Raw genomic sequence first — 24,999 nt, forward strand, 5'->3', positions numbered from 1 at the left:
TGCGCGACCGCCGGGAACGCGGTGTGTCGTGTACAAGCGCAGATCCCCTCCGTCTGCCCCCGTCTGCCCGCGTCTGCCCCCGTCTGCCTCCGCCTGCGAGGAAGGGGTCTGCTGTGAACGGCCGGTCCGTCGCTCCGTCCTATGGGCAGATACTCCAGCGCGACGAACTCCCACAGAGCGCGCGTGCACGACGACGGTGTGGCCAGCGTCCTGTTCCGGGCCACGCACCAGTCGTACGAGATCTGCTTCGCCGTGATGCTGCGGCATCCGCGGGCGCGGCGGGAGTTGACGCGGGTCCACCGCGCCAGGCCGCGAGGGGCCGCCCGGGGCTCAGCTCGCGCGCAGGGCGTCCTCGATGATCCCCAGCGGCGGCTCGTCCGTCAGATAGAAGTGCCCGCCGGTGAGGGTGTGCAGCGCGAACGGGCCCCGGGTCTGCTCCCGCCAGGCGGCGGCCTCCGCGGGGCTCACCCGGGTGTCCGCCTCGCCGCGGAGCACCGTGACGGGGCAGTCGAGGAGCGCTTCGGGGCTGCCCGCGTACCCCGCGACCATCCGGAAGTCCGCGCCCACGTAGGGCATCACGAGCTCCAGGAACACCGGGTTCTCCAGGAGCTCCGCGTCCGTGCCGCCCAGCTGGGCGAGGGTGCGCAGGACCGCCGCGTCGTCCACCTCGGCGGCGCGCTGCGGGGTGCCGGTCGCCGTGTGCGGGGCGCGGGCCGCCGACGCGAAGAAGTGGCTCACCTCCGCGCCGTCGGCCTGCCAGATCCTGGCCACCTCGTACGCCACGAACGCGCCCATGCTGTGCCCGAAGAACGCCGTGGGCCGCCCGTCGGGCAGCGGGCGCAGCTCCTCGGCGAGGTCGCGGGCCATGGCCTTCAGATCCGTGGCGGGCGGTTCGGCGATGCGGTCGGCACGGCCCGGATAGCAGACCGTGTGGACCTCCACGTCCGTGAGCGCCTTGCCCCACGAGCGGTAGAAGTACGGCGAGCCCCCGGCGTGCGGGAAGCACACCAGGCGGCCCGCCGCGAAGGGCCGCGCCTCGACTGCTTGCGTCCACACCATTGCCGTCCCCCAGTCAGCCGGTCGTCCACCGGCGTGCGAGGGCACACCGGACGGCCTCCATGATTCCATCGCGCGCTGACGGCCACCTGACCGCGGAACGTGAGCTGCGGCACCCCGGCCCGCCCCGGATCCGGGCACCCGCCCGCCCGACTACATGGCGCCCGCCTACGTCCACCAGCTCGACCGGCTGCCCCGCACCGCCCACGGCACGGCCCTCGGCACCCTCCTGGACACCGCGGCCCCCGACTGTCGCACCAAGCTGACCGCGGTGGCCCAGCGCTGCCAGGAACTGGCGGGGAACGTGACGGTGTCCCGGACGCTGAGCTTCGACTGAGGCGTGCGGCGGATCGGACGACGTGTATGGCGCGACAGCGAAGGCCCCCCGTGTGCACGGAGGGCCTTGCTTGTCTGTGCGCCGCCAGGGACTCGAACCCCGGACCCGCTGATTAAGAGTCAGCTGCTCTAACCAACTGAGCTAGCGGCGCCTGCTGACTCGAAAATAATACCTGGTCCCGAGGGGTGCTCAGGACCACCGTGGACCACCGGGGGCGGACGGGGGCGTGACCCGGACAGGACCTGTCCTGGACTCGGCCGAAGTGGCCTAGCTGTATCGATCACGGGCGTTGTTGACGCGGGGCGGACTCATCGACCGCTCCAGCCGGCCCCGTACAACACCGCATCGCACCACGGCCGCCGCATCGCACTCGGCGGCTACCCACCCATCACCCGCGTCAGCGACCCTCCGGGGCGATACACCTAGATCGCGAGGGACAGCAGGACCGGGGCGGCCTTGCGGTTCAGGGTTTCCGCGGCTTCGCGGAGGCGGTGGGCGTGCTCGACGGGCAGGGAGAGGGCGAGGGAGCCGACCGTGGCGCCCGCGGTGATGGGGACGGCGGCGCACACCGTGCCGACCGCGTACTCCTGGAGGTCGAGGACGGGGACCGTGGCGGCCTGGGCGTCGAGGTTGTTGAGCAGGACGCGCTCGCTGGTGATGGTGCGCGAGGTCAGGCGGGCCATCTTGTGCCGGGACAGGTGGTCCCTGCGGGCGTCCAGGTCGAGCTGGCCGAGCAGGCTCTTGCCGACGGCGCTGGCGTGCGCGGAGACCCGGAAGTCCACCCACTCGTTGACCTTCGGCGTGCGCGGGCCGTCGGCGAAGTCGGTGACCCGGATCTCGCCGTCCACGTACCGGCTGACGTAGACCGCGGCGCCGATGGAGTCGCGCAGGCCGCCGAGGGTGTGCCGGAGCTTGTCGTGCAGCGCGAGGCTGCGGTCGTGGGCGGAGCCGAGGCGGGTGAGCGAGACGCCCGTGACGTACGCCCCGTCGGTGATCTGCTCGACGTATCCCTCGCGGCGCAGCATGCGCAGGAGGGCGGCGAGCTGCGCGGCGGGCACGGTGGTGCGCCGGGCCAGCTCGTCCTCGGTGACACCGGTGCCCCGGCGCGCGACGATCTCGAGCACCCGCAGGGCGTTCTGCACCAACTGGTGGGCCGTCGTCGACTCGCGCTGCACCGCCACGGCTTCTCCCTGATCCCTGAGCCTGAGATGGAACGGTTCCGGACAGCTGGACACTGTCCACGATAACTGCCAAATACCCCATGGGGAGAGGGTGTTGGCCACAAGAGTGGCGCGTTTCCGGCTCGCTGAGCAGGAACGCGCCACCCTGGCATATGCCAAGTGAATACACCGGCGCCATGGCCTCACGCGTTGCGCGCCGTGCTCACGGCGCCGGCCGGTGTGCCGCCGGTGCGTCGGCCGTGCTCAGAGGACCGCCGACAGGAATCCCCGCGTCCGCTCGTGCTCGGGCTCGGTGAAGATCTTCTCCGGCGGCCCGGACTCGATCACCCGGCCCGCGTCGAACATCAGGACCTGGTCGGAGATGTCCCGGGCGAAGTTCATCTCGTGGGTCACGCACAGCATCGTGATGTCGGTGGTGTGCGCGATGTCGCGCAGGACGTCGAGGACGCCCGCCACCAGCTCCGGGTCGAGCGCGGACGTCACCTCGTCCAGGAGGAGCACCTGCGGCCGCATCGCGAGGGCGCGGGCGATCGCGACGCGCTGCTGCTGGCCGCCGGAGAGCTGCGTGGGGTAGGCGTCGCAGCGGTCGCCGAGGCCGACCATGTCGAGCAGGTCGCGGGCCCGCTGCTCCGCCTCGTCCTTGGACAGGCCGAGCACGGTGACGGGCGCCTCGGTGATGTTGCGGAGCACCTTCATGTTCGGGAACAGGTTGAACTGCTGGAAGACCATGCCGATGTTCTTGCGGACCTCGCGCACGTGCTTCTCGCCGGCCGGAACGAGCTTGCCGTTCTTCTCCTCGTGCGTCAGGTACTCCCCGCCGACCTTGATCGTGCCCTCGTCCGGCTTGAGCAGGGTCATCAGGAGGCGCAGGATCGTCGTCTTGCCGGAGCCGGACGGGCCGATCAGCGTGACGTGCTTGCCGGAGGCGACGGAGAAGTCCAGCTCGTCCAGGACCGTGTGGGACCCGAAGCGCTTGACGACCTTGTCGAAGCGGATCAGCTCGCTGCCGTCCACCGCCGGGTTCGGCTGGTCTTTGGTGAGGTTGGTGTCAGCGGACAAGACGGCGCTCCAGGGCTCGCAGGAGGAGGGAGGACGGGTAGGCGATGAGGATGAAGGCGACACCGACGACGGTCAGTGCCTCGGTGTACTGGAAGGTCTGCGCGGCCTCGAGGCGCGAGCGCTGCAGGAGCTCCAGGACGCCGATGCTGGCGAGCAGCGGGGTGTCCTTGAGCATCGCGATGACGTAGTTGCCGAGCGCGGGGATCACGCGCCGGATCGCCTGCGGCAGGATCACCGCGGTCCAGGTGCGCGTGTACGACAGGCTGAGCGCCTTGGCCGCCTCCCACTGGCCGACGGGCACGGCCTCGATGCCCGCGCGGTAGACCTGCGCGGTGTACGTCGAGTAGTGCAGGCCGATCGCGATGGTGCCGGTGGTCATCGCGGAGTACTGGATGTCCCACTCCGGCAGCACGAAGTACAGGAAGAAGAGCTGCACCAGGAGCGGGGTGTTGCGGATGAACTCGGTGACGATCCCGACCGGCCAGCGGATGAACCGCGTCGGCGCCCGGAACGCGAGCGCCCAGACGAGACCGACCCCGAAGGAGATCAGCGAGCCGAGGGCGAGCACCTGGAGGGTGACGAGCAGCCCGTCCCAGAAGTGCGGCATGAAATCGGAGACGGCGCCCCAGTCCCACTTGTCCGTACCGTCGTTCATGAGGCGCCCCCGTTCTGCTTCACCGTGCTGGTCAGCTCGCCCGTCGACTGGCGAAGGCCCAGCCTGCGCATGATGCCGACGCCCGGCTCGGGCCGCTGCCCGATCCCGGCCTTGGCCCGGCGCTCCAGGACCCGCATCCCGCGGGTCAGCAGGAACGCGAGCACGAAGTAGATGACGAGCGTGATCGAGTAGATCTCCGCGCTCTCGGTGGTGGCGAGCCGCACCAGATAGGCGGCGAAGGACACGTCACCGATGCCGAGCAGCGACACCAGGGCGGTGCCCTTGAGCAGCTCGATCAGCAGGTTGGAGAACGGCGGGATCATCTCCGGCACGGCCTGCGGCAGCAGGATGAGCCGCATCCGCTGCCACGGCGTGAAGCTCAGCGCGACCCCCGCCTCGCGCTGCGCGGGCGCCACCGCGTTCAGGGCGCCCCGGACGACCTCGGCGCCGTAGGCACCGTACGAGAGCCCGAGGGCGAGCACCGCCGCCCACATCGGGACCAGCGCCCAGCCCGCGAGCTGCGGCAGGACGAAGAAGATCCAGAACATCAGCACGAGCGCCGAGGTGCCGCGGAAGACCTCGGTGTAGAACCCGGCGAAGAAGCGCACCACCCGCAGATGGTGCGTGCGCGCGATGCCGACGGCGAAGGCCACGACCGTCGCGAGCGCCGCGCTGTAGAGCGTGAGCTGGATGGTGATCCAGATGCCCGGGAGGACCCAGTGTTCCCACAGTCCCGCTGTCATTTGCACAGCTCCTCTGCGGTCAGCTCGGTCATCTCGTCCTTGGTGAAGCCGAACCGCTTGAGCACCCGGAAGAGCTCGCCGCTCTTCTTCATCTTGTGGATCTCCACGTTGAAGGCGTCGCGGAGCTCGGTGTCGGTGGGGCGGAAGGTGAAGCCGCCGCCGTCGACGTGCTTCTTGCCGTCGACGATGGGGGCGAACGGCTCGGTGGCCTCGGCCTTGCGGCTCTTCTTCACGACGCCGCGCGTGGTCAGCGCGGTGCCGCCGAAGACGTCGATGCGTCCGGCCTCGACGGCGTTGAGCCCCGCCACCGGGTCCTGGAGGATCACGATGTCGCTCTCCTTGTACCCGGCGTCGACGGCGTACGCGATCTCGGCGTAGCCCGTCCCGGTCCCGAACTTGGCCTTCTTCTTCACGACGTCGGCGTACGTGTGCAGCCCCTTCGGGTTGCCCTTGCGCACGATGAAGGAGTCCAGCATCTGGTACTCGGGATCGGAGAAGATCACCTGCTGGCAGCGCTCTTTGTTGATGTACATCCCCGCCGAGACGACATCGAACTGCTGCGTCTTGAGCCCCGGGATCAGCGAGCTGAAGTCGGTGGCGACGGGCTGCACACTGTCCACGCCGAGCCGCTTGAAGATGATCTTCGCAAGCTCCACCGCCTCACCGGTGAAGTCGCCCTCGTCGTCGATGTAGCCGTACGGGGCCTCGCCCGCGATGCCGAGCCGCACCGTGCCCTGCGACTTCAGACGGGCCAGCGTGTCGCCCGTCGGCACCCGGCTGCACGCCGTCGCGCCGAGCGCGCCCGCGCCCAGGACGGCGGCGGAGGCGAGCACGGATCTGCGGCGCACGCCGGACGCGCGCTCTGTCTTGTTTGGGTTCCTCGATGGTGGAGCCATGGCCGCGCGGCTACCCGAGTCGACACGAGGTATGCCGTTGAATTTCGGCCCCTGATGCGATCGTTGTCCACTTGACGCGGGCGCCGACCCGGGGTGGACCATGGCCCCATGGCAGACCGATACATCGAAGTCTCCCTCGCCAAGCGGGGAGTTCAGGCCACGGCGAAGCTCCTCGACGACCGGGCCCCGGTGACCTGCGCGGCGGTCTGGGACGCGCTCCCTCTGGGCGGGGAAGTGTTCCATGCGAAGTACGCCCGGAACGAGATCTATGCCCTGTTCCCGGCCTTCGCCCCCGAGGAGCCGCCCCTGGAGAACCCCACCATCACCCCCATCCCCGGCGACCTGTGCTATTTCACCTTCACCGGTACGGAACTGGGCACCAAGTCCTACGGCTACGAACAGGACCACCGCGGCACGATCGTCGACCTGGCCCTCTTCTACGAGCGCAACAACCTCCTGATCAACGGCGACGTGGGCTGGGTCCCCGGAATCGTCTGGGGCCAGATCGTCGAGGGCCTGGAGGAGATGGCGGAGGCGTGCAACGACCTGTGGAGGTCGGGGGCGCTGGGGGAGAGCCTGAACTTCCGGAGGAAGTCCTAGCCCGTCCGGCGCCGGGGTCCAGGGGCGCACCGCCCCTGGTCACGGGAAGGGGCGGGGCCGGGGAACGCTCCGCGCGGCGCCCCCGCCGTACAACGCCTGAGCAGCCCGAAGGACCACCGCGTCCGCGTGCCGCGAGGCGACGATCTGCACCCCCACGGGCAACCCGTCCCCATCCACCCCGCAGGGCACCGTCGCGGCAGGCTGCTGCGTCAGGTTGAACGGATACGTGAACGGAGTCCACCCCGTCCACCGCCGGAGCCCCGACCTCCCCGGCACCTCGGCCCCCGCCTCGAACGCGGTGACCGGCAACGCGGGCGTCACCAGCAGGTCGTACGTCTCGTGGAAGAGCCCCATCCGCCGTCCCAGAGCCATCCGCACGTCCACGGCCGCCAGATAGTCGAGCGCGCTGAACCGGGCCCCCTGCGCGCAGATCTTCCGAAGCCCGGGGTCGAGCAACTCCCGCCGCTCGGGCGCCAGATGCTGCACCACGCGCGCGGCCCCGCTGAACCACAGCGTGTGGAAGGCCTCGACGGGGTCGGCGAAGTCGGGATCGGCCTCCTCGACGTACGCGCCGAGCGAGGCCAGCGTCTGCACCGCGTCCCGCACGCCCGCCGCGACCGGCGCCCGCACCGCGACCTGCCCGCCGAGCGTGGGCGAGTAGGCGACCCGAAGCCCCCGCACCCCGCTGTCGAGCCCGTCCCTGAAGCTCCCCGGCACCGGCCCGAGCTGCGACCAGTCCCGCGCGTCCGGAGCGGAGATCACGTCCAGCATCAGCGCCGCGTCCGCCGCGTCCCGCGTCATCGGCCCGACGTGCGCGAGCGTGCCGAACGCCGACGCCGGATACAGCGGCACCCTGCCGTACGTCGGCTTGAACCCGAAGATCCCGCAGAAGGCCGCCGGGATGCGCACCGAGCCGCCGCCGTCCGTGCCGAGCGACAGCGGACCCGCGCCGAGCGCCACGGCGGCCGCGCTGCCGCCGCTGGAGCCGCCCGCGGTGCGCGAGGGGTCGTACGGGTTGCGGGTGACGCCGTGCCGGGGGCTGTCCGTGACGCCCTTCCAGCCGAACTCCGGCGTCGTCGTCTTGCCCACGAACACGGCGCCGTGCTCGCGCAGCCGCGCCACCGACGGCGCGTCCTCGTCCCAACGGCCCGCCTCCGAGACCGTCTTGGAGCCGCGGAAGGTCGGCGCGCCGCGCTGCAGCAGGATGTCCTTCACCGTCACCGGCACCCCGTCGACGAGCCCGGCGGGCTCACCGCGCCGCCAGCGCTCCGCGCTCTCCTCGGCCCCCGCGAGCGCCCCTTCCGGGTCCAGGCGTACGAACGCGTTGACGACCGGCTGGATCTCCTCGGCCCTGCGCAGCACCGCACGGGTGACATCCACGGGGCTGAATTCGCCCTTGCGGTAGCCATCGACGAGTTGTACGGCGGTGAGGTCCGTGAGCTCGGTCATGCGTGCTCCTCAGGGAGACGGGGGCGGGGCGGGCGCCGACGACGGTCGGGTACCGACGACGGCCGGGCGCCGACGACGGCCGGGCGTCGGTCCGGTGCCCGGCGCGGATGCCGGACGATCAGTGCCCAGGGACATACCCACGTTTCTTGTCGACCACGTTCGGCAGCGGCCGACCCGCCACCCACTGGCCGAACAACGTCACGAACTGCGCGCCGAGTTCGTCCCGCCAGCCCACCGTGTCACCGCTCATGTGGGGCGAGACGATCAGGCCCGGGGCGGTCCACAGCGGGCTGTCCGCGGGCAGCGGCTCCCGCTCGAAGACATCGAGGGCGGCACCCGAGATCCACCGCTTCGACAGCGCCGCGGCGAGGTCGTCCTCGACGACGAGCTGGCCCCGGCCCACGTTGATGAAGTGCGCGGAGGGCTGCATGACGCCGAAGCGGCGCTCGTCGAACATGCCCCGGGTGTCGTCCGTCAGGGGCGCCGCGCACACCACCCAGTCGGCGCGAGCCAGCAGCCGGTCGAGGTCCTCCGGACCGTGCACGCCGGCGCGCGGGGTCCGCCCGACGAGCGCCGAAGTGATGCCGAGCGCCTTCAGGGTGCGGGCGATGGCACGGCCGATCGGGCCCGAACCCACCACGCACGCGCGCGTGCCCGCGATCCGCCGGCTCTCGCGGTGCAGCCAGGTCCGCTCCCGCTGGAGGTCGAGGGTGCGCGGCAGGTCCTTGGCCATGGCGAGGACGAGGGCGGCCACGTACTCGGCGATCGGCTCGTCGAAGACACCCCGCGCGTTGGTCACCACCGCGTCGGACGCGGCGAGTTCGGGGCACATCAGATGGTCGACGCCCGCGCTCGCGGTGTGCACCCAGGCGGGCCGCGGCCCCTTGCCGGGCCAGGCGCGCCGCACCGCGTGCGAGAGGAAGTCCCACACCAGGAGCACATCGGCTTGAGCGAGCCGGTCCGCGAGCGTGTCCTCGTCGGCGTGCAGCACCCGGGCGCGCCCGGTCAGGGAGCCGAGGCGGGGCGGGGGCGCGGGGGCGGGGGCGTCGAGCACCAGGACGGTGGGGGTGGTGGGGACGGTGCGGGCGGTGGGGGCAGGGGCGTGGGTGGATGCGGAGGTGGTGGCGGGGGGCGCGAGGGGTTCGGCGGGCCCTGCCGCCCGCGCCCCGGTGCTCCGGGGCGCGCCCTCACCGGGTGCCGTGCTTCCGGAAGCCCCGCCCTCGAAGCCTCCGTTTCCGGCACGCGCGGCGCTTTCGGAGCCACCGCTTTCGGACATGGCAGAGAAACCGTTTCGCAACGAGAGCCCGCTTCCCTGGGAGTGCGTCAGGACGACACCGCAGTGCCCCGGCGGCCGACGTTCTCGGCCGTCTGAGATGTGCGGATTGACCACGCTGGCACCCCAACCTACCTTCGTCAACAGAAGCAGTTCAGCTCCGGCACCACAGGGACGAGCACGCTGCGTGCCTCCTCCCTCGCGCACGGTGTGCTCGCCGCACACGCACCCCCGTCCCGACGTCCCGGCGCGTCGAGCGCCGCCAAGCTCCACTTCCGGCCCCCGGCCGGCCCTGTCCCTGCACGCACGATTCTTAGGGCCTGCTCATGGACGTCACTTCCTTTTCCACCCTCGGCGGACCACACCCTCAGCGCGGTGTCGGTGTCGTCGCACCCTTCGACTTCGCCCTGGACCGGGAGCTGTGGCGCTGGGTCCCGGACGAGGTCTCCCTGCATCTGACGCGCACGCCGTACGTGCCCGTCGAAGTCAGCCTCGACCTGGCCCGCCTGGTCAGCGAGCACGAGACCCTCGCCGAGGCGGTGCGCGCGCTCACCGCCGCCGAACCCGAAGTCCTCGCGTACGCCTGCACCTCGGGCAGTTTCGTCGGCGGCATCGCGGGCGAGCGGGCGATGTGCGAGGCCATGACGCGGGAGGGCTCGGTCGCCTCGGTGACGACGTCCGGCGCCCTCCTCGACGCGCTCGACGAGCTGGACGCGCGGCGGATCGCCCTGGTCACGCCCTACACCTGGTCGGTGACCCAGTCCCTGGAGGAGTATCTGGCCGAGGCGGGCGTCTCGGTCGTGGGCCGCGCCTATCTGGGCCTCACCCGGCACATCTGGAAGGTGCCCTACCGCGACGTGGCCGACATGGCGCGGCAGGCGGCGTCAGGACCCGTCGACGCGCTGTTCATCAGCTGTACGAACCTGCCCACGTACGACGTCATCCCGCAGCTGGAAGCGGAGCTGCGGGTGCCGGTGATCTCGGCGAACCAGGTCACGATGTGGTCGTCCCTGCGCAGGCTGGGTACACGAGCCGTGGGGCCCTACCAGGCGCTGATCAACGCGGGCGCGCGGCCGGGCACCGCGGACTTCGGTGCCCTCGACGCGCTCGCCCAGCCACCGGTGTCACCCGCGGTGCCGCCGGCCGCGGCGCCCTCGGACGGACTGCCCGACCCGCCCGGAGGCCCGGCAGGGCCCGCGGAACCCACCGGGCCCGCAGGACCGACCGCCGAAGGAGGCTGGACTTGACCGCACTCGGATTCCTCTATCCCGGACACTCGGCCGAGGACGACTACCCCCGCATGGAACAGCTCCTCGACTCCGACATCCGCCTGCACGTCGTGCACACGGACATCGGCGAGGACGCGCACCGCGTGGACGCGCTCCTGGAGATGGGCGCGGCGGCGCGGCTCACCGCCGGGGTCGAGGAACTGCGCCTGACCGGCGCGGAGGCCGTCGTCTGGGCCTGCACCAGCGGAAGCTTCGTCTTCGGCTGGGAGGGGGCGCACGACCAGGTCCGCACGCTCGCCCGCAGTGCCGGGATGCCCGCCTCCTCCACCTCCTTCGCCTTCGCCCACGCGGTGCGTGAGCTGGGCGTCGAGCGGGTCGCCGTCGCCGCCACCTATCCCGAGGACGTGGCCCTCCACTTCTCCGCCTTCCTCAAGGCGGCGGGCGCGGAGGTCGTGGGTGTGCGGGGCAGCGGGATCATCACCGCCGCGGAGGTCGGCACCTGGGGCCGGGACGAGGTCCTCGCCCTCGCCCGCGCGGGCGATCACCCCGACGCGGAGGCCGTCCTCCTCCCCGACACCGCCCTCCACACGGCCGCCCACATCCAGGCCCTCGAATCCGACCTGGGCAAACCCGTCCTCACCGCCAACCAGGCAACCCTCTGGGAAGCCCTCCGCCTCACCTCCCGCCGAGTGAACGCCCCGCGCCTGGGCGCCCTGTTCACGAAGGAACCCATCGCCCAGGCCCGCGACGACTAGCCCCGCCGGGGGCGCTCCGCCCCCGGACCCCCCTCCTCAATCCCCGGAGGGGCTCTCTCCCACCCACCCGCCCCCTCTGCCCACAGCCCCCCAACAGCCCGGGCACCACCTCAGCCCGCCCGGGCACCACCTCAGCCTGCCCGGCACCACCTCAGCCCGCCCCGGCAAGACCTCAACCCGCCCCGGCACCACCCCAGCCCGCCCCGGCAACATCTCAGCCCGTCCGGCGTTTGAGGACGAGGCGCGGAGCGCCGATCCGGCGGCACCCCGTCTGACCCGAAGGGAGCACCGACCCATTTCCAGCCCGTCCGGCGCTTGAGGACGAGGCCGCAGGCCGATCGGCGTGGGCTGCCCGACCCGGAGGGGACGTCGGGGATGGCTGGGGTCCAGGGGGCGCAGCGCCCCGGTTTCGGAGAAGGGGCGGGACTGGGGCGCCCCGCGGGAATAAGCGGAGCCACCCTCCCGTTCGACCCTGCGTACCGCGAAGACGCGAGGCGAAGACGGCGAGAACCAGGAGGCCCCGGTGACGGTGGAGCAGAGCGGCGGCGGCGACGACGAGGGAATCCGAGCCCCGAGGCACGGCGACGCGCCGACCCCCCTGTCCGTACTGGACCTGGTGACCGTGGGCGCGGGCCGCACCGCGACCGACGCCCTGCACACCAGCGTCGCCCTGGCCAAGCTGGCCGAGTCCCGCGGCTACCACCGCCACTGGGTGGCCGAGCACCACTCGATGCCGGGAGTGGCCTCCTCCTCCCCGGCGGTGATCCTCGCCCACCTGGCAGCCCACACGACCCGCATCCGCCTCGGCTCGGGCGGCGTCATGCTGCCCAACCACGCCCCCCTGGTCATCGCGGAACAGTTCGGCACCCTGGAAGCACTGGCCCCGGGCCGCGTCGACCTGGGCCTCGGCCGCGCCCCGGGCACGGACGGCGCCACCGCCGCGGCCCTGCGCCGCACGGACCTCCACCAAGTTCCCGGCCACGCTCGGACAGGGGGGACCCCCACGAACGAGGGCGCCGACGACTTCCCCCAGCAACTCGCGGAGCTGACCCGCTTCCTCGACGACGACTTCCCCGACGGCCACCCCTACGCCCGCATCCACGCGGTCCCCGGACCCGTCCAGGCCACGTCCCCCGGCGGCGTGCAGTCCCCGCACCGCCCGCCCATCTGGCTGCTCGGCTCGTCCGGCTTCAGCGCCCGCCTCGCGGGCATGCTCGGCCTGCCCTTCGCCTTCGCGCACCACTTCTCCGCGCGGAACACGATCCCGGCCCTCGACCTGTACCGGGACTCGTTCCGCCCGTCCGCCGTCCTCGACGCCCCGTACGCCCTGATCGGCGTCTCGGCGCTCGCGACGGACGACGAGAAGGAGGCCCGCCGCCAGGTGATGGCCGCCGCCCTGAACATGATCCGGCTCCGCACCGGCCGCCCCGGCCTGGTGCCGACGCCGGAGGAGGCCGAGGCGCACCGGTTCACGGACATGGAGCGGGACTTCATCACGAGCTGGAACTCCGACGTCGTCCACGGCACCGCCGACCAGGTCCGCGCGGGCCTCGACGACCTCGCCAAGCGCACCGGCGCCGACGAGCTGATGCTCACGGCCAACGCGCACAGCGGCGACGTACGCCTGCGCAGCTACGAACTCATCGCGGACGCCTACGGATTGCCGAACTCCGCCTGAGAGCACGGCCGTACCCCCCGCCCCCCGTGTCCCACCCGCTTCCCTAACCTGTCGCCATGGACATGGACACCCGACTGCTGCGCAGCTTCACCGCCGTCGCCCAGGAGGGCGACCTCAGGCGTGCCGCCGACCGGCTCCTCCTCCCGGTGGCGACGCTGACCCGGCAGCTCAGGCGCCTGGAGACGCAGTTGGGGACGGAGCTGTTCACGCGGTCGCGCGCCGGGATGGCCCTGACGGACGCGGGTGCGGCACTCGCGGCCGCCGCGCCCGCGGTGCTTGACGCCTGGGACGCGGCGCTGCGTTCCACGCGGGGCGCGGCGGCGCGCGCGGACCGGGTCCTGCGCGTGGGCTTCGTGACCGACGGGGCGCAGGGGCTCGCGCGGCACGGCATCGCCGAGTTCGCGCGCCGCAGACCCGGCTGGCGGGTGCGCCTGACGCAGGCCGCCGCCGACGACCCGACGGCGGGCCTGGCCGCGGGCACCGTCGACGCGGCGCTGCTGCGCCTGCCGTTCCCCGGCCAGGAGGCCCTGGACGTAGAGGTGTTGCTCACCGAGCCGCGCCGCGTCGCGCTCCCCGCCGGGCACCGCCTGGCCGTGCGCGAGGACGTCGACTTCGCCGAACTCCTCGACGAGCCCTTCGTCGCCGCCCCGCCGGAGTCCGGCTGGTGGCGCGACCACTGGCTGGCGACGGACGAACGCGAGGGCCGCCCGGCGAAGATCGGCGCCGTGGCCCGCACGTTCGAGGAGTGGCTGACCGCCATAGCGGACGGCGAGGGCGTGTCCCTCGCCTCGGCGGCCACGGCCCGCGCCTGCCGACGCCCCGGCGTGGTCTACCGCGCGGTGCGCGGCATCCGCCCGGCCCAGGTCGGCGTGGCCCACGCCCGGGGCACTCAAGTCCCGCAGGTGGTGCGGGACTTCGTACAGTCATGCGTCACCGCGCGCGACGCGCGGGACCCCGAGGTGTGACCGCGGGCGTCACGCGTCCTGCGCGACCACCTGTCGCTTGCCGCGCGACCCGAGCAGTACGGAGATACGATCCGCCGCCACCGGCCGTGAGTACAGCCACCCCTGCCCGGTGTCGCACCCGATCCGGCGCAGCCGCTCCGCCTGCCCGGACGTCTCCACGCACTCCGCGGTGACGGTGAGCCCGAGGCGGTGGGCGAGTTGCACCAGGGCCTCGACGATCACCTCGTCGGCGGGGTTGATGTGCGCGGACGCCGTGCCGTACTCGCCCTCGTCGTACTGGAAGCCGCGCACGAAGGAGCCGTCCAGCTTCAGGACGGACACCGGGAGGCGGCTGAGGTAGGCGAGGTTGGAGTAGCCGGTGCCGAAGTCGTCGATGGCGATGCGGACGCCCATGTCGCTGAGCGCCTGCAGGGCTTGCAGGGGCCGGCCCGCGGAGCCCATGACGGCGGACTCGGTCAGCTCCAGTTGCAGCAGCCCCGGCGCGAGGCCGGTCTCCGCCAGGATCTCGGCCACGTCCGCCACCAGGTCGGAGTCCCACACCTGGCGCACGGCGACGTTGACGCTCACGAACAGCGGCTCCCTGCCGGGGTTCTCGAGCTGCCACCGCCGGGCCTGCCGACACGCGGTCCGCAGCACCCAGCGCCCGAGCTGCACGATCGAGCCGTCTTCTTCAGCAAGTCCGATGAACCGATTCGGCGTGAGCAAACCGAACTGCGGATGATTCCACCGTACGAGTGCTTCGACACCGCGCACGTCACCGCCCTCCAGACACACCAACGGCTGGTAGTCCAGGACGAATTCGTCGCGCTCGACGGCGGGGCGCAGCGAACTGGCGAGCGCCTGCCGGGTCATGCGGTGGGCGTTGCGCTCGGGGTCGAACAGGGTCCAGCGGGCCTTGCCGTCGGCCTTCGCCCAGTACAGCGTGGTGTCGGCGGCCTGCATCAGACCGGTGGTCGTGGTGCCCGCGGCGCGTCGCTCGACGACGCCGATGGAGGCCGAGACCGAGAGCCGCTGCCCGGACAGGTCGAAGGGTTCCTGGAGCGTTCTGAGGACTGTCTCGGCGAGTTCGGTGAGCTGGTCGGTGCCGGTGGAGTCCTCCACGAGCAGCGCGAACTCGTCCCCGCCGAGCCGGGCGACCAGCGGCGCCGACGCCCTGCCGTATCCGGCGCGGTCGGCGAGGGCGGTGAGCCGCTCGGCGACGGCGGCGAGGAGCCGGTCGCCGACGCGGTGGCCGAGCGTGTCGTTGACCGCCTTGAACCCGTCGAGGTCCAGATAGCAGAGCCCGATCCGGCCGGTGCTCGTGTCGTCGTACGCCCCCGCTTCGAGGGCCGTGGCCAGGCGCTCGAAGAACAGCGCGCGGTTGGGCAGCCGGGTCACCGGGTCGTGCATCTGCAGATGCCGCAGCCGGGCCTGCAGGTCGCGGCGCGCGCTGATGTCGGCGGCGGCGAGCAGGACGCTGCCCGCGCCGCGCCGCTCGGGCCCGCCGGGCAGCGGGGACGCGGTGATCTGGGTCCACAGCGAGTGCCCGTCGGGGTGTTTGAGTCGGCGGGTGCAGCGGAGCTTGGCCTGCCGGCCGCGGAGCACCTCGCGGTACGCGTGCCAGGTGCGGGCGTCGGAGGCGAGATCCACCAGGTCGGCGGCGATCCGCCCGGTGAGGTCGGCGGCATCGGCGCCGAGCAGTTCGGCCAGCGCTTCGTTGGCGCTGACGACCAGGCCCTCGCGGTCCACGACGGCGAGGGCCAGGGGGGCCGCCGCGAAGGCGGCGCGGTAGTCGGCGGCGTACTGGGCGAGGGGGCCGGTCGGGCCCGTTTGGTGACGCTCTGTGACGGCAGGCCGGGCACGGCCGGGGTCTGCGACCGCTGTGGCGGTCGGCCCTTGTGAGGTTCCGTTCACCGCTTGCTCCCGCAGTGCAATTGATGTCGAGCAGGTCGATGGGCCCCGAATCCTGGCGGGTCTGGGGAGGCGGTCGGCCGTTTGGGGGGCGGCCGACGGGGCCGTGAAAGTCTGCCGATCATAGAGGCAGGCCGACGGCCCGTTCCAGCCGTAGCACGCCCCGCGAGGGCCATCGAGGCGACCGACAGATCGTTTCTGCTCGGCCCTGTGCAGGCTTCTTCGCTGCTCGACCGCTTGTGACAGCCCGTGAGCGGTCGGAGTGTCGCAACCTGGCCGATCCTCACTCGACCGGGTCAGACAAACAGGGCGAACTTGGGAAAACCCCCACAGGGTGGGTGAGGTGTCTCGCATTCCGCACCCGGAGGTCGACGTGGGGCGTCAGCTCCCCCCTTGGATGCTCACCCGTGGAGGGGAGAGGCCGCGGCTGCGCACCGTGGGCGTCCTCTTCACCTGCCTGACCGCTCTCGCCGCCACCTCGCTGGTCGCGGGGCCCGCGATCGCCCATGGCGAGGCGGGTCCGTGTGCCCTGCGGCGCACGCCCGCGCACCACTCGGAAGGCCTCGACACCTGGAACGGCGCCTATCCGCGCCCGTCCCGCGCCCTCGACGCCGTCATGGTCTTCCTCTCCTTCCCGGACTCCCCGCCGCTGACGACGCCGCAGGAGCTGGCGGCCGACTACTTCCCGGCCACGAGTGACTTCTTCGACCAAGCCTCCTACGGGAGGTTCCGGCTGCGCGCCCACCCGCAACACGAATGGGTGGAAATGCCGGAAGATTCCACGATGTACGCCATAGAGCGGGACTGGGATCCGCAGCACCGCGCGTCCTACCTCCGGGACGCGGTGGCCGTCGCCGACGCGCGCGTGGACTTCTCCGCGTACGACATCGTGTACTTCGTCGCCGACCCGGACGCGCCCGGGGTCAACTCGGACGCCACGAAGGTCGTCAACTTCGACCGTCCGATGCGGGCCGATGGCACCAGCATCCGCCGCATCGTCACCGTCTTCGAACGCCATCCGCCCGACCGCAATGTCCTCGCCCACGAGACCGGTCACGTCTTCGACCTCCCCGACCTCTACCACCGGCCCACCGACGGCAAGGGCGACTGGGACACCCACGTCGGCGACTGGGACGTCATGGGCAGCCAGTTCGGCCTCGCCCCTGAGCTGTTCGGCTGGCACAAGTGGAAGCTCGGCTGGCTGGGGCCCCGCCAGGTGGTCTGCGTCGACGGCGGCCCGCGGCGCCTCACTCTCGACCCGCTCGCCGCCCAGCCCGTTCCCGGCGGGGGCGGCGCCACCAAGCTGGCCGTCGTCCGCACGGGCCGGGGCAGCGCCGTCGCCATCGAGGCGCGTGGTGCCGTGGGCAACGACCGGAGTACGTGCCGTGAGGGCGTCCTCGTCTATCGCGTCCGCAACGAGACGGCGTCGGGCCGGGGCCCCGTCGAGGTCATCGACGCCCATCCGGACTCGGAGGCCTGCGACACCGAATCCGTCTACCCGCCTCTCGCGGACGCGCCGGTGCGGGTCGGCGAGGCCTTCACGGTGCCCGGGGAACGCATCCGCATCGAGGTCGAGAACCGCACCCCGTCCGGCGCCTGGACCGTCACGATCAGTCCCACGTGATCCTTCCGGGGGGCGTGCGGAGACGCCCAGGGCGCGATGGGGTGCGCGGGGGAGCCCCAGGGTGCCCCGGGGGGGCTCCGAGGGGGCACTCCATTGTTCCGTCCCCCCGGCCGACCTGAAGGGGGGTGTGGGTGGCGAAGCCCCCACACCGCGCGGCGAAGCCGCGCAAAAAAACGACAGCGCCTGATGTCCACGCTTTCTGTGGACATCAGACGCTGTCGATGTCGTGCGCCGCCAGGGACTCGAACCCCGGACCCGCTGATTAAGAGTCAGCTGCTCTAACCAACTGAGCTAGCGGCGCCTGCTGACGTCGTAGACCTTAGCATCCTGATCGCCGCCAGGAAAAATCGATATACGCACTGCGGAGCTGGTGGCGGCGCGGGCCGCGCGGACGCACGCCCAGAGCAGCACGTCGGGTCCGGGGAGCCAGGGCTGGCGGGTGTCGGGGGCGACCAGCCAGCGGGATCCGCGCCGGTCGTCGGGGTCTGTGCCGTGGCCGGCGGTGAGCGGGGGCACGGTCACCGCGTCGCCCGTGCCGTGGCAGAGCAGGGCGGGGACGGCGGGGCCCCATTCCTCCCACTCCAGGAGCGAGGGGAGGCGGCGGGCCGTTCCTGGAGCCGCGAAGAGCAGCATCCGGCCGCGGTAGGTGGCCACCGGGCCCGAGCCGGGGCCGTCGTGCCATAACCGGTCGACCATGCGCCGCCCGAAGACGGCGGGCACGCTGACCACGTCGAAGACGGTGCCGCAGGACAGGACCGCGGGGGTGGTGGGGCGGGCGCGCCAGTCCGCGAGCGCTCTGTGCGGATACGTTTCGGCGGAGGTGAGCCAGGTGGCGCCCGCGGGGGTGACGTCGCAGGCGTTGGTGGGGGTGGCGGGGGTGCTGCGGGCGCCGGGTGCAGCGGGCGCAGTGGGGGTGTGGGGGGTGCGGGGGGTGAGGGTGAGGGAGGAGCTGCTCATGTCGATACATCTACCGGGTGTGAGCGGGTCCTCTCGCTGAGTTGCGGGAAACCGGGACAGTGGCCGGGGGTGTGAGGTACCTTGCCCCACCGGCATATGCCAAGGGATCTTGTGGGTCAGTGGGGGCCGGGTTCCGTTGTCGGATCCGATGAGTCCGACGACTCTGGCGTTTCTGTTGGCCCTGCCGCTTCCGTCGGGCCCGCCGCGCCCGACGCCTCGGGGTCGCCTCGCAGGAGTTCGCGGCCGAACTCGATCATCTTCTTCGCGTAGTCCTCGGTCCACTCGGCGCGTTCCGCGATGTCGGCCGGGGTGAGGCGGTCGAAGCGCCGCGGGTCGGCCAGTTGGGCGGCGGCCAGGGCCTGGAACTCGACGGAGCGGTCGGTCGCGGCGCGGAAGGCCAGGGTCAACTCGGTGGACCTGGCGAGGAGTTCGCGCGGGTCCTCGATGGACTCCAGGTCGAAGAAGTGCTCGGGGTCGGAGGTGGCTTCCGCGGGCTCGAAGAGGAGCGGTGCGGGGCGCATGCGCTGGCTGGACCGGGGCCGCGAGGGCTCCGCCATGTCGTTTTCCTCTCGTCGTACGCCACGTGGCCGCATCCATTGTCCCCCGCCCCGCAAGAGGCCCGCGCGGAGTCGTGTCCCGCGCGGGTGCTGGCGGTGCCCCTCTGCTCGGGTTCCGGCACGGCCCCTCCGGTCCGGAGGTGGGGTTTCCCCTTCGGCCGGCCGTCCGGTGGGGGTGGTGTGGTCAGGGCCAGGGGACCCGGTGGGACGTCAGGCGCGAGAGGATTGCGTGGTTGGCTTCCCAGCCGTCGGGGAACTTGACCGTGACGCCCAGTTGGACGGGCTCCGTGGAGGGATGGTCGTCCAGGAGGGTGTCGACTCCCGCGCGGCACACCACGATGCACGCGTGCCGGTGCCGGGACGTGAGGACGCACAGCCGTCCCGTCTCCAGGTGGAAGGCCGTGGCGTCCGGCCGCCCGGACAGGGGGTGGAGGACCACGGTCACGTCGAACTCCCGGCCCTGGAGGCGATTGGCCGTGTCCACGGTCACGTTCGTGACCCCGAGGGCGGAGAGCGCGCCGCGTACGGCTGCTGCCTGGTCCCGGTGCGCCGTCCCGACGGCGATCCGGTCGGCCGTGAGGGGGACGGGATCGGGCGCCCGCTCGGACGTGGCCGCCCCGCCCCGGTCGAGCAGCCGCCGCACCACGAGAGCGACGGCCCGGACGGCCTCGGGGTCCGTACGCGGCGTGTTGCGGGCGGGCAGTTCGAGGAGACCCCACCCGGAGTGGGCCGCTTCGTCGATGACCCGGTCGGGACCCGAACCGTCGGAGGGGACGGCGAAGCCGAGCGCCCGGTCGGCGTGGGAGGTGCCGCTGCGGAAGGGCGTGTAGGGATAGAACGCGTCGGAGACCAGCGGCGCGGCCGACGCGGGCAGCCGCCACGACACGGGCAGCCGGTGCTGCGGCAGCCCGGGGTTGTGGGCGAGGAGCGTGGTCACCGCGGACGCCGACGGATCGTACGCGAGCCCCGCCCACTGCTCGGCCTCGGCGATGGCGAAGGGGTCCAACTGCCCCGGGTCGCCCACGAACAGGGCCCGCTCGAAGAGCCCGGCGACAGCGAGGAGCGCGTCGGACCGCATCTGGTACGCCTCGTCGACGATGGCGTGCCGCCAGGGCTCGACGTCCTTGACGTGCCCCCACTTCGCGGCGGTGGACACGACGACGTCGAGCCCCGCGAGGTCGCCGGCCTTCGCGGACTTGCGTACGTTCGCGAGGGCGTCGAGCGCCTTGTCGTACGGGTCGGGGTCGCTGCTGTGCAGTCGGCCGACGGGCAGTTCGGGGTTCTTCTCGGCGAGGCGCAGGACGAGGTCGTCGACCTGGGCGTTGGTCTGGGCGACGACCATCAGGGGGCGCCCCGCCGCGGCCAGTTCGAGGGCGGCGCGGACCACGAGGGTCGACTTCCCGGCGCCGGGAGGGGAGTCGACGACGACTCCGCGGTGCGCGCCGTCGAGCGTGTCGCGCAGGATCGCGTCGGTGGCCCGGGCGGCTTCCGCCCCGGGGTCGAAGGGGGCTGTGCTCGCTTCGAGGGGTGCCGGGCTCACAGGATGTCCTCCGCTGTCACGGGGTCGGGCCGTTCACCGACGGGGGGCGCCGCCCGCGGGGGACCGCCGTGCGTCCACGGGGTGTCCTCCGGGTCCGGGAGGCGCGGCCCGCCCCGCTGCTCGTGCTCGAAGAGCGTCCAGCACAGGCGGTCGCCCACCTCCGGGACGGAGCCCGGCTCGGGCTCCTTGCCCCGGCCCATCTTGTCCAGGAGGCGCAGGACGAGCCCGCCGTCGGGGGCGTGGGCGACGAACTGGAAGGACTGGGGCTTGCCCGCGAGCGAGCGGTAGGCCTTGACGCCCTCGTCGAGCTGGGGGCGGTCGGCGGTGTCGACGGTGACGAGGGGGCGGGGGCGGGGCGAGCGGCCTTCGCCGTACGCCATGACGACGTCGGTCACCTCCCCGGCGAAGGCCTCGCCCGCGAGCCGCCGCCCGGCCATGACCAGCGGGTCGTCCAGGGCCTCCTGGGCGTCGAGGCGGGCCTGCTCGCGCTCGCGGGTGGCGAGCTTGTTCGCGGCGGTGACCGCGTCGTCGACGCGGGGCTGCGGCGGCTCACCGGCGGCGACGCGGTCGCGGTGCCCGGTGAACGACCAGCGGTCCCCGCGCCACCGGTCGAGGGCGCTCGGCGCCTCGGGCAGGGTGCACAGGATGTCCAGGCCGCGCCACACCGCGTCCCAGGTGGGCCGGGTGCGGCTGGCCACGAGGGCGTCGATCTCGCGCTCGGCGGCGCCGAGCGAGGCGAGCAGCGCGTCCGCCTCGACGCCGTCCGCGGCCGCGGCCAGGGCGGTGCGGGCCCGGTCGTGGCGCTCGATGGCCGGGGCGAGGAGCTGGTTGTCGAACGCCGGGTCCGTGGCGGGGCCCGCGGGCGGACACAGCAACTGCCCGTCGGCGTCCCTGGCCAGCTCCGCGCGGAGCGCCGCTGCCGCGCCGGACGTCCCCTCGGGCGCCTCGATCCACGCGAGCAGCGCGCCCAGGTGCTGCTCCTCCAGGGAGGACTGGCCGGTGGCCCAGTGCCGGGACAGCAGGTCGGTCATGGCGAGGAGCAGCGACGAGCCGGGCACGCGGGAGCGCTCGCCGTAGTGCGTGAGCCAGCGCCCGAGCAGCGGCACGCGCGGGGGCGCGGGATACGGCGCGTCCGGATCCTGCTCGGCCGTGCGCCGGAACCGCATGGAGCGGCCGAGCAGCCGTACGAACTCGATGCCCGCGCGGCTCGGCACGATCAGCTGCGGGGCGTCCGCGCACAGCTCGGCCTCGACCTTGACGCGCTTGCCGGTCTCCGGGTCGGTCTCGGTGCGCTCGGCGGCCTCGACGTCGTCCGCGTACGACTCGACGTACGGCAGCAGGATCTCGGCGAGCCGGGACAGGAACGCGAAGCGCAGGTCGCGGTCGCGGGGCTGGGCCACCGTGAGCAGGCGGGGGGCCGTGCGCTCGGTGCCGATCAGGGCGCCGAGCGGGGCGCCCGTCTCACCGGCGGTGGTGAGCGGCACGAAGACCAAGGGGCGCTGGGAGAGGTGCCGGTGGCGGACGGTGGCCCGCGGCTGGGCGCGTCCCGTGGTCGCGGCGTCGAGCCGGGCCAGGTTGTCGATCAGGGACAACGCGCACCTCCGGCGAGCGCCTCGGCGCGCAGCGCGCCCGCGCGGCGCAGCGCCGCCACCGCCGGGTCGTCGGCGTCGCCCGCCTCGCCCCGGGCCGCGGCCAGGGCCTCGTCGATGGTGGCGAGCGTGCCGAGGTCGGCGCGCAGGGAGCGGCCGAGCGAGGCCGGTTCGCCCGCCGCGCGGGCCCGGTCGCGGCAGTGGAAGGCCAGCTCGCAGGCGGCCAGGCACTCGGGGGCGTACGTCGCGGGGACCGCGTCGACCGCGGCGGCGAGCTCGGCGGCGGGCCGCGTCACGTCGAACGTCGTGCCGGGCGGGAGCGTGGCCGCGATGTCCTCGACGCGGGTCAGGCGGGACAGCTGGCGGCGGGTGACGGCGAGCTGCTTGCGGACGTCCACGGGGGACGCGGTCGGCAGGTTCGAGAAGTCCTTGGGGCAGACGAGGAGCGCGCGGTGGCGCACCTCGGGCGCGGGGTCGAGGCGGTGCGCGACCCGCTCCAGGGCGAGGACGTACACCGCGGCCTGCCGGGCCGCCGCGCCCACCTTCGCGGCGTCCGCCGACCCGTCGATCATGGGGAAGGACTTGATCTCGACGACCGTCCAGGTCCCGTCCGGCGCGACGACCACGGCGTCCGGCTCCAGGAAGGCGGGCGTGCCCGCGACGTCGAGGGCCAGCATCGGGTGGTCGAGCAGCGCCCAGGTGCCGGTGGCCGAGGCCTCCTCCAGGGCGAGCTCCGTGCGGGCCGCGCGGCCCTCGGGCCCGGCCGCCGTGAGGTCCGGCACACTCGCCGCCCCGGGCTCCGGCTCAGGTCCGCCGCCCAGGCACGCGTGCGTGAGGCGCAGCAGCTCCGTGCCGCCGTCGGCCTTCACACGGGCCTCGAAGGCGTGCCCCCGCATGAACGCGAACTGCGACTGCCCGAAGCCCGAGGGCGAGCCCAGCGCCTCGGCGAGCGCCGCCTTGGGCACGCCCGCGCCGTCCAGCAGCGCGCGCCGCCCGCAGCCCGGGTTCGCCGCGAGCGCCGCCAGGGCGCGGGCGTCCAGGGGCTGCGGCGGTACGTCAGGTCCGCGCAGCTCCGCGAGCCGGTGTCTGAGCGCTGTCCCCGGTGTCCGAGGCGCGGCCCGCGGGCCTGGCGCCCTTGTTCCCGCAGGGCTTGCCGCCCGGCTTGGCGGCGGGCTTGCCGCCCGGATCGGTCCCGAGCTTGCGCTGATGGGGAATTCGCTCACCCGCCGAAGTCTGGCATCCGGCACTGACAATCGAGGAGTCAGTGGCGGCCGGGGCGGGGGTGGCGTCAGCGGGGCCCTCGGCGCGCCTCGCGGCGAGGGCGGTCGTGACGATCGGCCGCAGCCGGGCCCTGACCCGGGCCGCGGCGCCCTGCACCGGCCGGACGAGCAGCAGGCCGATGCCCATCACGACGGCGCCCGCGACCGCGTCGAGGAAGTAGTGGTTGGCGGTGCCCATGACGACGACGGTGGTGAGCAGCGGGTAGGCGATGGCGAGGGTCTTCATCAGGGGCGTGCGGCCGTACCGCCAGAGCACCACACCGCACCACAGCGACCAGCCGACGTGCAGGCTGGGCATCGCCGCGTACTGGTTGGTCATGCCGCCGAGTCCGCGCGGGGCGCTGGCCTGGCCGCCCCACCAGCCCCAGTCGCTGTACTGCGCCATCGTGTCGACGAAGCCGTGCTTGGCGTCGAGGAGGCGCGGCGGGCAGGTCGGCATCAGGGTGAAGCCGACCAGGCCGATGAGCGTGGAGACCATCAGCCAGGTGCGGGCGGCCGCGTAGTGCACGGCCCTGCTGCGGAACAGCCAGACCAGCACCAGTGGCGTGACCAGGTAGTGCAGCGAGGCGTACCAGAAGTCCGCAGGAACGCCGATGGAGGTGTGGGCCGTGAAGAGCCGGTTGAGCGGATGCTCCAGGTTCAGGTTCAGGGCCTTCTCGACGCGGAGGAGGTCGAGGCCGTGGTCCACGGCCGTCGTGACGTCCCCGCGCGCGAGCAGCCGCCCGGCGGAGTAGGCCCCGTACACCAGGAGGATCAGCGGTAGCTCCGTCCACCAGCGCGGGCGGATCGGGGACGTCAGGCTCTCCGATATGCCGCGGCTGCCGGCGCCCTTTGCCTCGGTCTGCGGCATCCGGTGGGTCCCCCATCTCATTCGCGCTGTTCCCGCTCTGTTCTCGCGGCGTACGGCCGCTGGGTCACTTTACGGCGTACGCGAAGGCCGATGAGTCAACCCCCTGTGCCTCAAAGACGCAGAGATCGCCGCCCGGGTTGCGCCTTCCCGGTGTGAGTGATGATGGAAGGAACGGACAGGTCGCTGTCCCTTTTTGTCCTTGCATGTCCTTGTAGAAAGGCTCCTCATGGCACCGCGCATCCTGCTGGCCCGGCACGGACAGACCGAGTGGTCGCTGTCCGGAAAGCACACCGGCAGGACGGACATCCCGCTCCTCGAAGAGGGCAGGCGGGGCGCGAAGCTCCTGGGCCAGCGGCTGCACCGGGCGCCCTACGACGGCCTCCCCGGCGTCGAGGTGCGCACCAGCCCGCTCTCCCGCGCGCGGGAGACGTGCGAGCTCGCCGGGTTCGGCGACCGGGCCGCCGAGTGGGACGCCCTGATGGAGTTCGACTACGGGGCGTACGACGGACTGACCCCCGCCGACATCCAGGCCCTGCGCCCCGGGTGGTTCATCTGGCGGGACGGGGTTCCGGACGGCGAGACGCTGGCGCAGGTGTCCGCGCGCGCGGACGAGGTCGTCGCCTGGGCCCGCGAGGCCGACCGGGACGTCCTCGTCTTCGCCCACGGCCACATCCTGCGGGCCATCGGCGCCCGCTGGCTCGGCTACGACATCGACTTCGCGTCCCGCATCCGCCTCAACCCGACGTCCCTGTCGGTCCTGGGCTGGGCCTACGGAGAGCCCGCCCTGGAGTCCTGGAACGAGACGGGCCACCTCGCCGGATAACCGTCACCCCCGC

22 protein-coding genes, 2 tRNA genes and 1 pseudogene are annotated in these 24,999 nt (G+C 72.8%); 8 read left to right on the forward strand and 17 right to left on the reverse strand.

Translation table 11 applies throughout. From position 1 onward, the window contains the following. Nucleotides 1-330 precede the first annotated feature (330 nt). Nucleotides 331-1,059, reverse strand: coding sequence for a thioesterase II family protein (locus QUY26_RS25180; protein WP_289950449.1), 729 nt, complete (start codon nt 1,057-1,059; stop codon nt 331-333). Between the two features lie 154 nt (nt 1,060-1,213). On the opposite strand from QUY26_RS25180, the gene QUY26_RS25185 reads away from it, so the two are divergent. After that, complete coding sequence (locus QUY26_RS25185; protein ID WP_289950452.1) at nt 1,214-1,393, forward strand: hypothetical protein; 180 nt, start codon at nt 1,214-1,216, stop codon at nt 1,391-1,393. A 77-nt stretch (nt 1,394-1,470) separates the two neighbouring features. Here the strand turns inward: QUY26_RS25185 and QUY26_RS25190 are convergent. From QUY26_RS25190 to ehuB, 6 genes are all read right to left on the reverse strand, one after another. Continuing rightward, nucleotides 1,471-1,544, reverse strand: a tRNA-Lys gene (locus QUY26_RS25190). A 271-nt stretch (nt 1,545-1,815) separates the two neighbouring features. Next, on the reverse strand, nt 1,816-2,574 hold the full coding sequence (locus QUY26_RS25195) for an IclR family transcriptional regulator (RefSeq protein ID WP_289950454.1): 759 nt from the start codon (nt 2,572-2,574) through the stop codon (nt 1,816-1,818). Between the two features lie 243 nt (nt 2,575-2,817). After that, the gene (ehuA, locus tag QUY26_RS25200) at nt 2,818-3,633 is read right to left on the reverse strand and encodes an ectoine/hydroxyectoine ABC transporter ATP-binding protein EhuA (protein WP_289950456.1); all 816 of its coding nucleotides are present in this window, start codon (nt 3,631-3,633) and stop codon (nt 2,818-2,820) included. After that, the gene (gene ehuD, locus QUY26_RS25205) at nt 3,623-4,288 is read right to left on the reverse strand and encodes an ectoine/hydroxyectoine ABC transporter permease subunit EhuD (protein WP_289950457.1); all 666 of its coding nucleotides are present in this window, start codon (nt 4,286-4,288) and stop codon (nt 3,623-3,625) included. The genes ehuA and ehuD overlap by 11 nt, the downstream gene beginning before the upstream one ends. After that, a complete protein-coding gene (gene ehuC / locus QUY26_RS25210; protein WP_289950459.1) occupies nt 4,285-5,031 on the reverse strand; it encodes an ectoine/hydroxyectoine ABC transporter permease subunit EhuC in 747 nt (248 codons plus the stop codon). Before ehuC ends, ehuD begins: the two co-directional genes overlap by 4 nt. Continuing rightward, nucleotides 5,028-5,927, reverse strand: coding sequence for an ectoine/hydroxyectoine ABC transporter substrate-binding protein EhuB (gene ehuB, locus QUY26_RS25215; protein WP_289950461.1), 900 nt, complete (start codon nt 5,925-5,927; stop codon nt 5,028-5,030). The genes ehuC and ehuB overlap by 4 nt, the downstream gene beginning before the upstream one ends. A gap of 108 nt (nt 5,928-6,035) precedes the next feature. Here ehuB and QUY26_RS25220 point away from each other — a divergent pair, with 108 nt between their 5' ends. Beyond that, entirely contained in the window at nt 6,036-6,527 is a 492-nt protein-coding gene (locus QUY26_RS25220; RefSeq protein WP_289950463.1) for a DUF3830 family protein, read from the forward strand. A gap of 39 nt (nt 6,528-6,566) precedes the next feature. On the opposite strand, the gene QUY26_RS25225 is transcribed toward QUY26_RS25220, so the two are convergent. Then, on the reverse strand, nt 6,567-7,976 hold the full coding sequence (locus QUY26_RS25225; RefSeq protein ID WP_289950466.1) for an amidase: 1,410 nt from the start codon (nt 7,974-7,976) through the stop codon (nt 6,567-6,569). A gap of 118 nt (nt 7,977-8,094) precedes the next feature. Further along, nucleotides 8,095-9,030: a D-2-hydroxyacid dehydrogenase gene (locus QUY26_RS25230; RefSeq protein ID WP_289956006.1), complete on the reverse strand. Its 936-nt coding sequence runs from the start codon at nt 9,028-9,030 to the stop codon at nt 8,095-8,097. Between the two features lie 545 nt (nt 9,031-9,575). On the opposite strand from QUY26_RS25230, the gene QUY26_RS25235 reads away from it, so the two are divergent. The 4 genes from QUY26_RS25235 (at nt 9,576) to QUY26_RS25250 (ending at nt 13,876) form a co-directional block, all read left to right on the forward strand. After that, nucleotides 9,576-10,496, forward strand: a complete 921-nt coding sequence (locus QUY26_RS25235; RefSeq protein ID WP_289950467.1) for a maleate cis-trans isomerase family protein — start codon at nt 9,576-9,578, stop codon at nt 10,494-10,496. After that, a complete protein-coding gene (locus QUY26_RS25240) occupies nt 10,493-11,233 on the forward strand; it encodes a maleate cis-trans isomerase family protein (protein ID WP_289950469.1) in 741 nt (246 codons plus the stop codon). Before QUY26_RS25235 ends, QUY26_RS25240 begins: the two co-directional genes overlap by 4 nt. Before the next feature lie 523 nt (nt 11,234-11,756). Beyond that, a complete protein-coding gene (locus QUY26_RS25245; protein ID WP_436840399.1) occupies nt 11,757-12,911 on the forward strand; it encodes an LLM class flavin-dependent oxidoreductase in 1,155 nt (384 codons plus the stop codon). A gap of 56 nt (nt 12,912-12,967) precedes the next feature. After that, a complete protein-coding gene (locus QUY26_RS25250) occupies nt 12,968-13,876 on the forward strand; it encodes a LysR family transcriptional regulator (RefSeq protein ID WP_289950471.1) in 909 nt (302 codons plus the stop codon). Nucleotides 13,877-13,885: 9 nt separating this feature from the next. On the opposite strand, the gene QUY26_RS25255 is transcribed toward QUY26_RS25250, so the two are convergent. Continuing rightward, nucleotides 13,886-15,769, reverse strand: coding sequence for a putative bifunctional diguanylate cyclase/phosphodiesterase (locus QUY26_RS25255; RefSeq protein WP_289950474.1), 1,884 nt, complete (start codon nt 15,767-15,769; stop codon nt 13,886-13,888). 394 nt (nt 15,770-16,163) lie between these two features. On the opposite strand from QUY26_RS25255, the gene QUY26_RS25260 reads away from it, so the two are divergent. Then, a complete protein-coding gene (locus QUY26_RS25260; protein WP_289956009.1) occupies nt 16,164-17,390 on the forward strand; it encodes a M6 family metalloprotease domain-containing protein in 1,227 nt (408 codons plus the stop codon). 227 nt (nt 17,391-17,617) lie between these two features. On the opposite strand, the gene QUY26_RS25265 is transcribed toward QUY26_RS25260, so the two are convergent. From QUY26_RS25265 to QUY26_RS25295, 7 genes and pseudogenes are all read right to left on the reverse strand, one after another. Further along, nucleotides 17,618-17,691, reverse strand: a tRNA-Lys gene (locus QUY26_RS25265). Then, entirely contained in the window at nt 17,682-18,347 is a 666-nt protein-coding gene (locus QUY26_RS25270; protein WP_289950477.1) for a bifunctional DNA primase/polymerase, read from the reverse strand. Before QUY26_RS25270 ends, QUY26_RS25265 begins: the two co-directional genes overlap by 10 nt. A gap of 194 nt (nt 18,348-18,541) precedes the next feature. Continuing rightward, nucleotides 18,542-18,904 (reverse strand): annotated as a pseudogene (locus tag QUY26_RS25275) (hypothetical protein); the annotation flags it as partial. A 184-nt stretch (nt 18,905-19,088) separates the two neighbouring features. Continuing rightward, entirely contained in the window at nt 19,089-20,444 is a 1,356-nt protein-coding gene (locus QUY26_RS25280) for an AAA domain-containing protein (protein ID WP_289950479.1), read from the reverse strand. Beyond that, entirely contained in the window at nt 20,441-22,036 is a 1,596-nt protein-coding gene (locus QUY26_RS25285; RefSeq protein WP_289950481.1) for a hypothetical protein, read from the reverse strand. The genes QUY26_RS25280 and QUY26_RS25285 overlap by 4 nt, the downstream gene beginning before the upstream one ends. Then, nucleotides 22,027-23,103, reverse strand: coding sequence for a hypothetical protein (locus tag QUY26_RS25290; RefSeq protein ID WP_289956011.1), 1,077 nt, complete (start codon nt 23,101-23,103; stop codon nt 22,027-22,029). The genes QUY26_RS25285 and QUY26_RS25290 overlap by 10 nt, the downstream gene beginning before the upstream one ends. After that, the gene (locus tag QUY26_RS25295) at nt 23,090-24,163 is read right to left on the reverse strand and encodes a phosphatase PAP2 family protein (protein ID WP_289950482.1); all 1,074 of its coding nucleotides are present in this window, start codon (nt 24,161-24,163) and stop codon (nt 23,090-23,092) included. The genes QUY26_RS25290 and QUY26_RS25295 overlap by 14 nt, the downstream gene beginning before the upstream one ends. Before the next feature lie 226 nt (nt 24,164-24,389). On the opposite strand from QUY26_RS25295, the gene QUY26_RS25300 reads away from it, so the two are divergent. Then, nucleotides 24,390-24,986 (forward strand): histidine phosphatase family protein, encoded by a 597-nt coding sequence (locus QUY26_RS25300; protein WP_289950485.1) that lies wholly within the window; start codon nt 24,390-24,392, stop codon nt 24,984-24,986. Nucleotides 24,987-24,999: the final 13 nt, after the last annotated feature.

It is taken from the genome of Streptomyces flavofungini (assembly GCF_030388665.1).
Lineage (GTDB): Bacteria > Actinomycetota > Actinomycetes > Streptomycetales > Streptomycetaceae > Streptomyces > Streptomyces flavofungini_A.

Coding starts and splice junctions, on each gene's coding strand:
- ehuC (WP_289950459.1), bottom strand. CDS start 5,031: ATGACAGCGGGACTGTGGGAACACTGGGTCCTCCCGGGCATCTGGATC.
- QUY26_RS25225 (WP_289950466.1), bottom strand. CDS start 7,976: ATGACCGAGCTCACGGACCTCACCGCCGTACAACTCGTCGATGGCTAC.
- QUY26_RS25185 (WP_289950452.1), top strand. CDS start 1,214: ATGGCGCCCGCCTACGTCCACCAGCTCGACCGGCTGCCCCGCACCGCC.
- QUY26_RS25270 (WP_289950477.1), bottom strand. CDS start 18,347: ATGAGCAGCTCCTCCCTCACCCTCACCCCCCGCACCCCCCACACCCCC.
- QUY26_RS25300 (WP_289950485.1), top strand. CDS start 24,390: ATGGCACCGCGCATCCTGCTGGCCCGGCACGGACAGACCGAGTGGTCG.
- QUY26_RS25180 (WP_289950449.1), bottom strand. CDS start 1,059: ATGGTGTGGACGCAAGCAGTCGAGGCGCGGCCCTTCGCGGCGGGCCGC.
- ehuB (WP_289950461.1), bottom strand. CDS start 5,927: ATGGCTCCACCATCGAGGAACCCAAACAAGACAGAGCGCGCGTCCGGC.
- QUY26_RS25295 (WP_289950482.1), bottom strand. CDS start 24,163: ATGCCGCAGACCGAGGCAAAGGGCGCCGGCAGCCGCGGCATATCGGAG.
- QUY26_RS25250 (WP_289950471.1), top strand. CDS start 12,968: ATGGACATGGACACCCGACTGCTGCGCAGCTTCACCGCCGTCGCCCAG.
- QUY26_RS25235 (WP_289950467.1), top strand. CDS start 9,576: ATGGACGTCACTTCCTTTTCCACCCTCGGCGGACCACACCCTCAGCGC.
- QUY26_RS25260 (WP_289956009.1), top strand. CDS start 16,164: ATGCTCACCCGTGGAGGGGAGAGGCCGCGGCTGCGCACCGTGGGCGTC.
- QUY26_RS25220 (WP_289950463.1), top strand. CDS start 6,036: ATGGCAGACCGATACATCGAAGTCTCCCTCGCCAAGCGGGGAGTTCAG.
- ehuD (WP_289950457.1), bottom strand. CDS start 4,288: ATGAACGACGGTACGGACAAGTGGGACTGGGGCGCCGTCTCCGATTTC.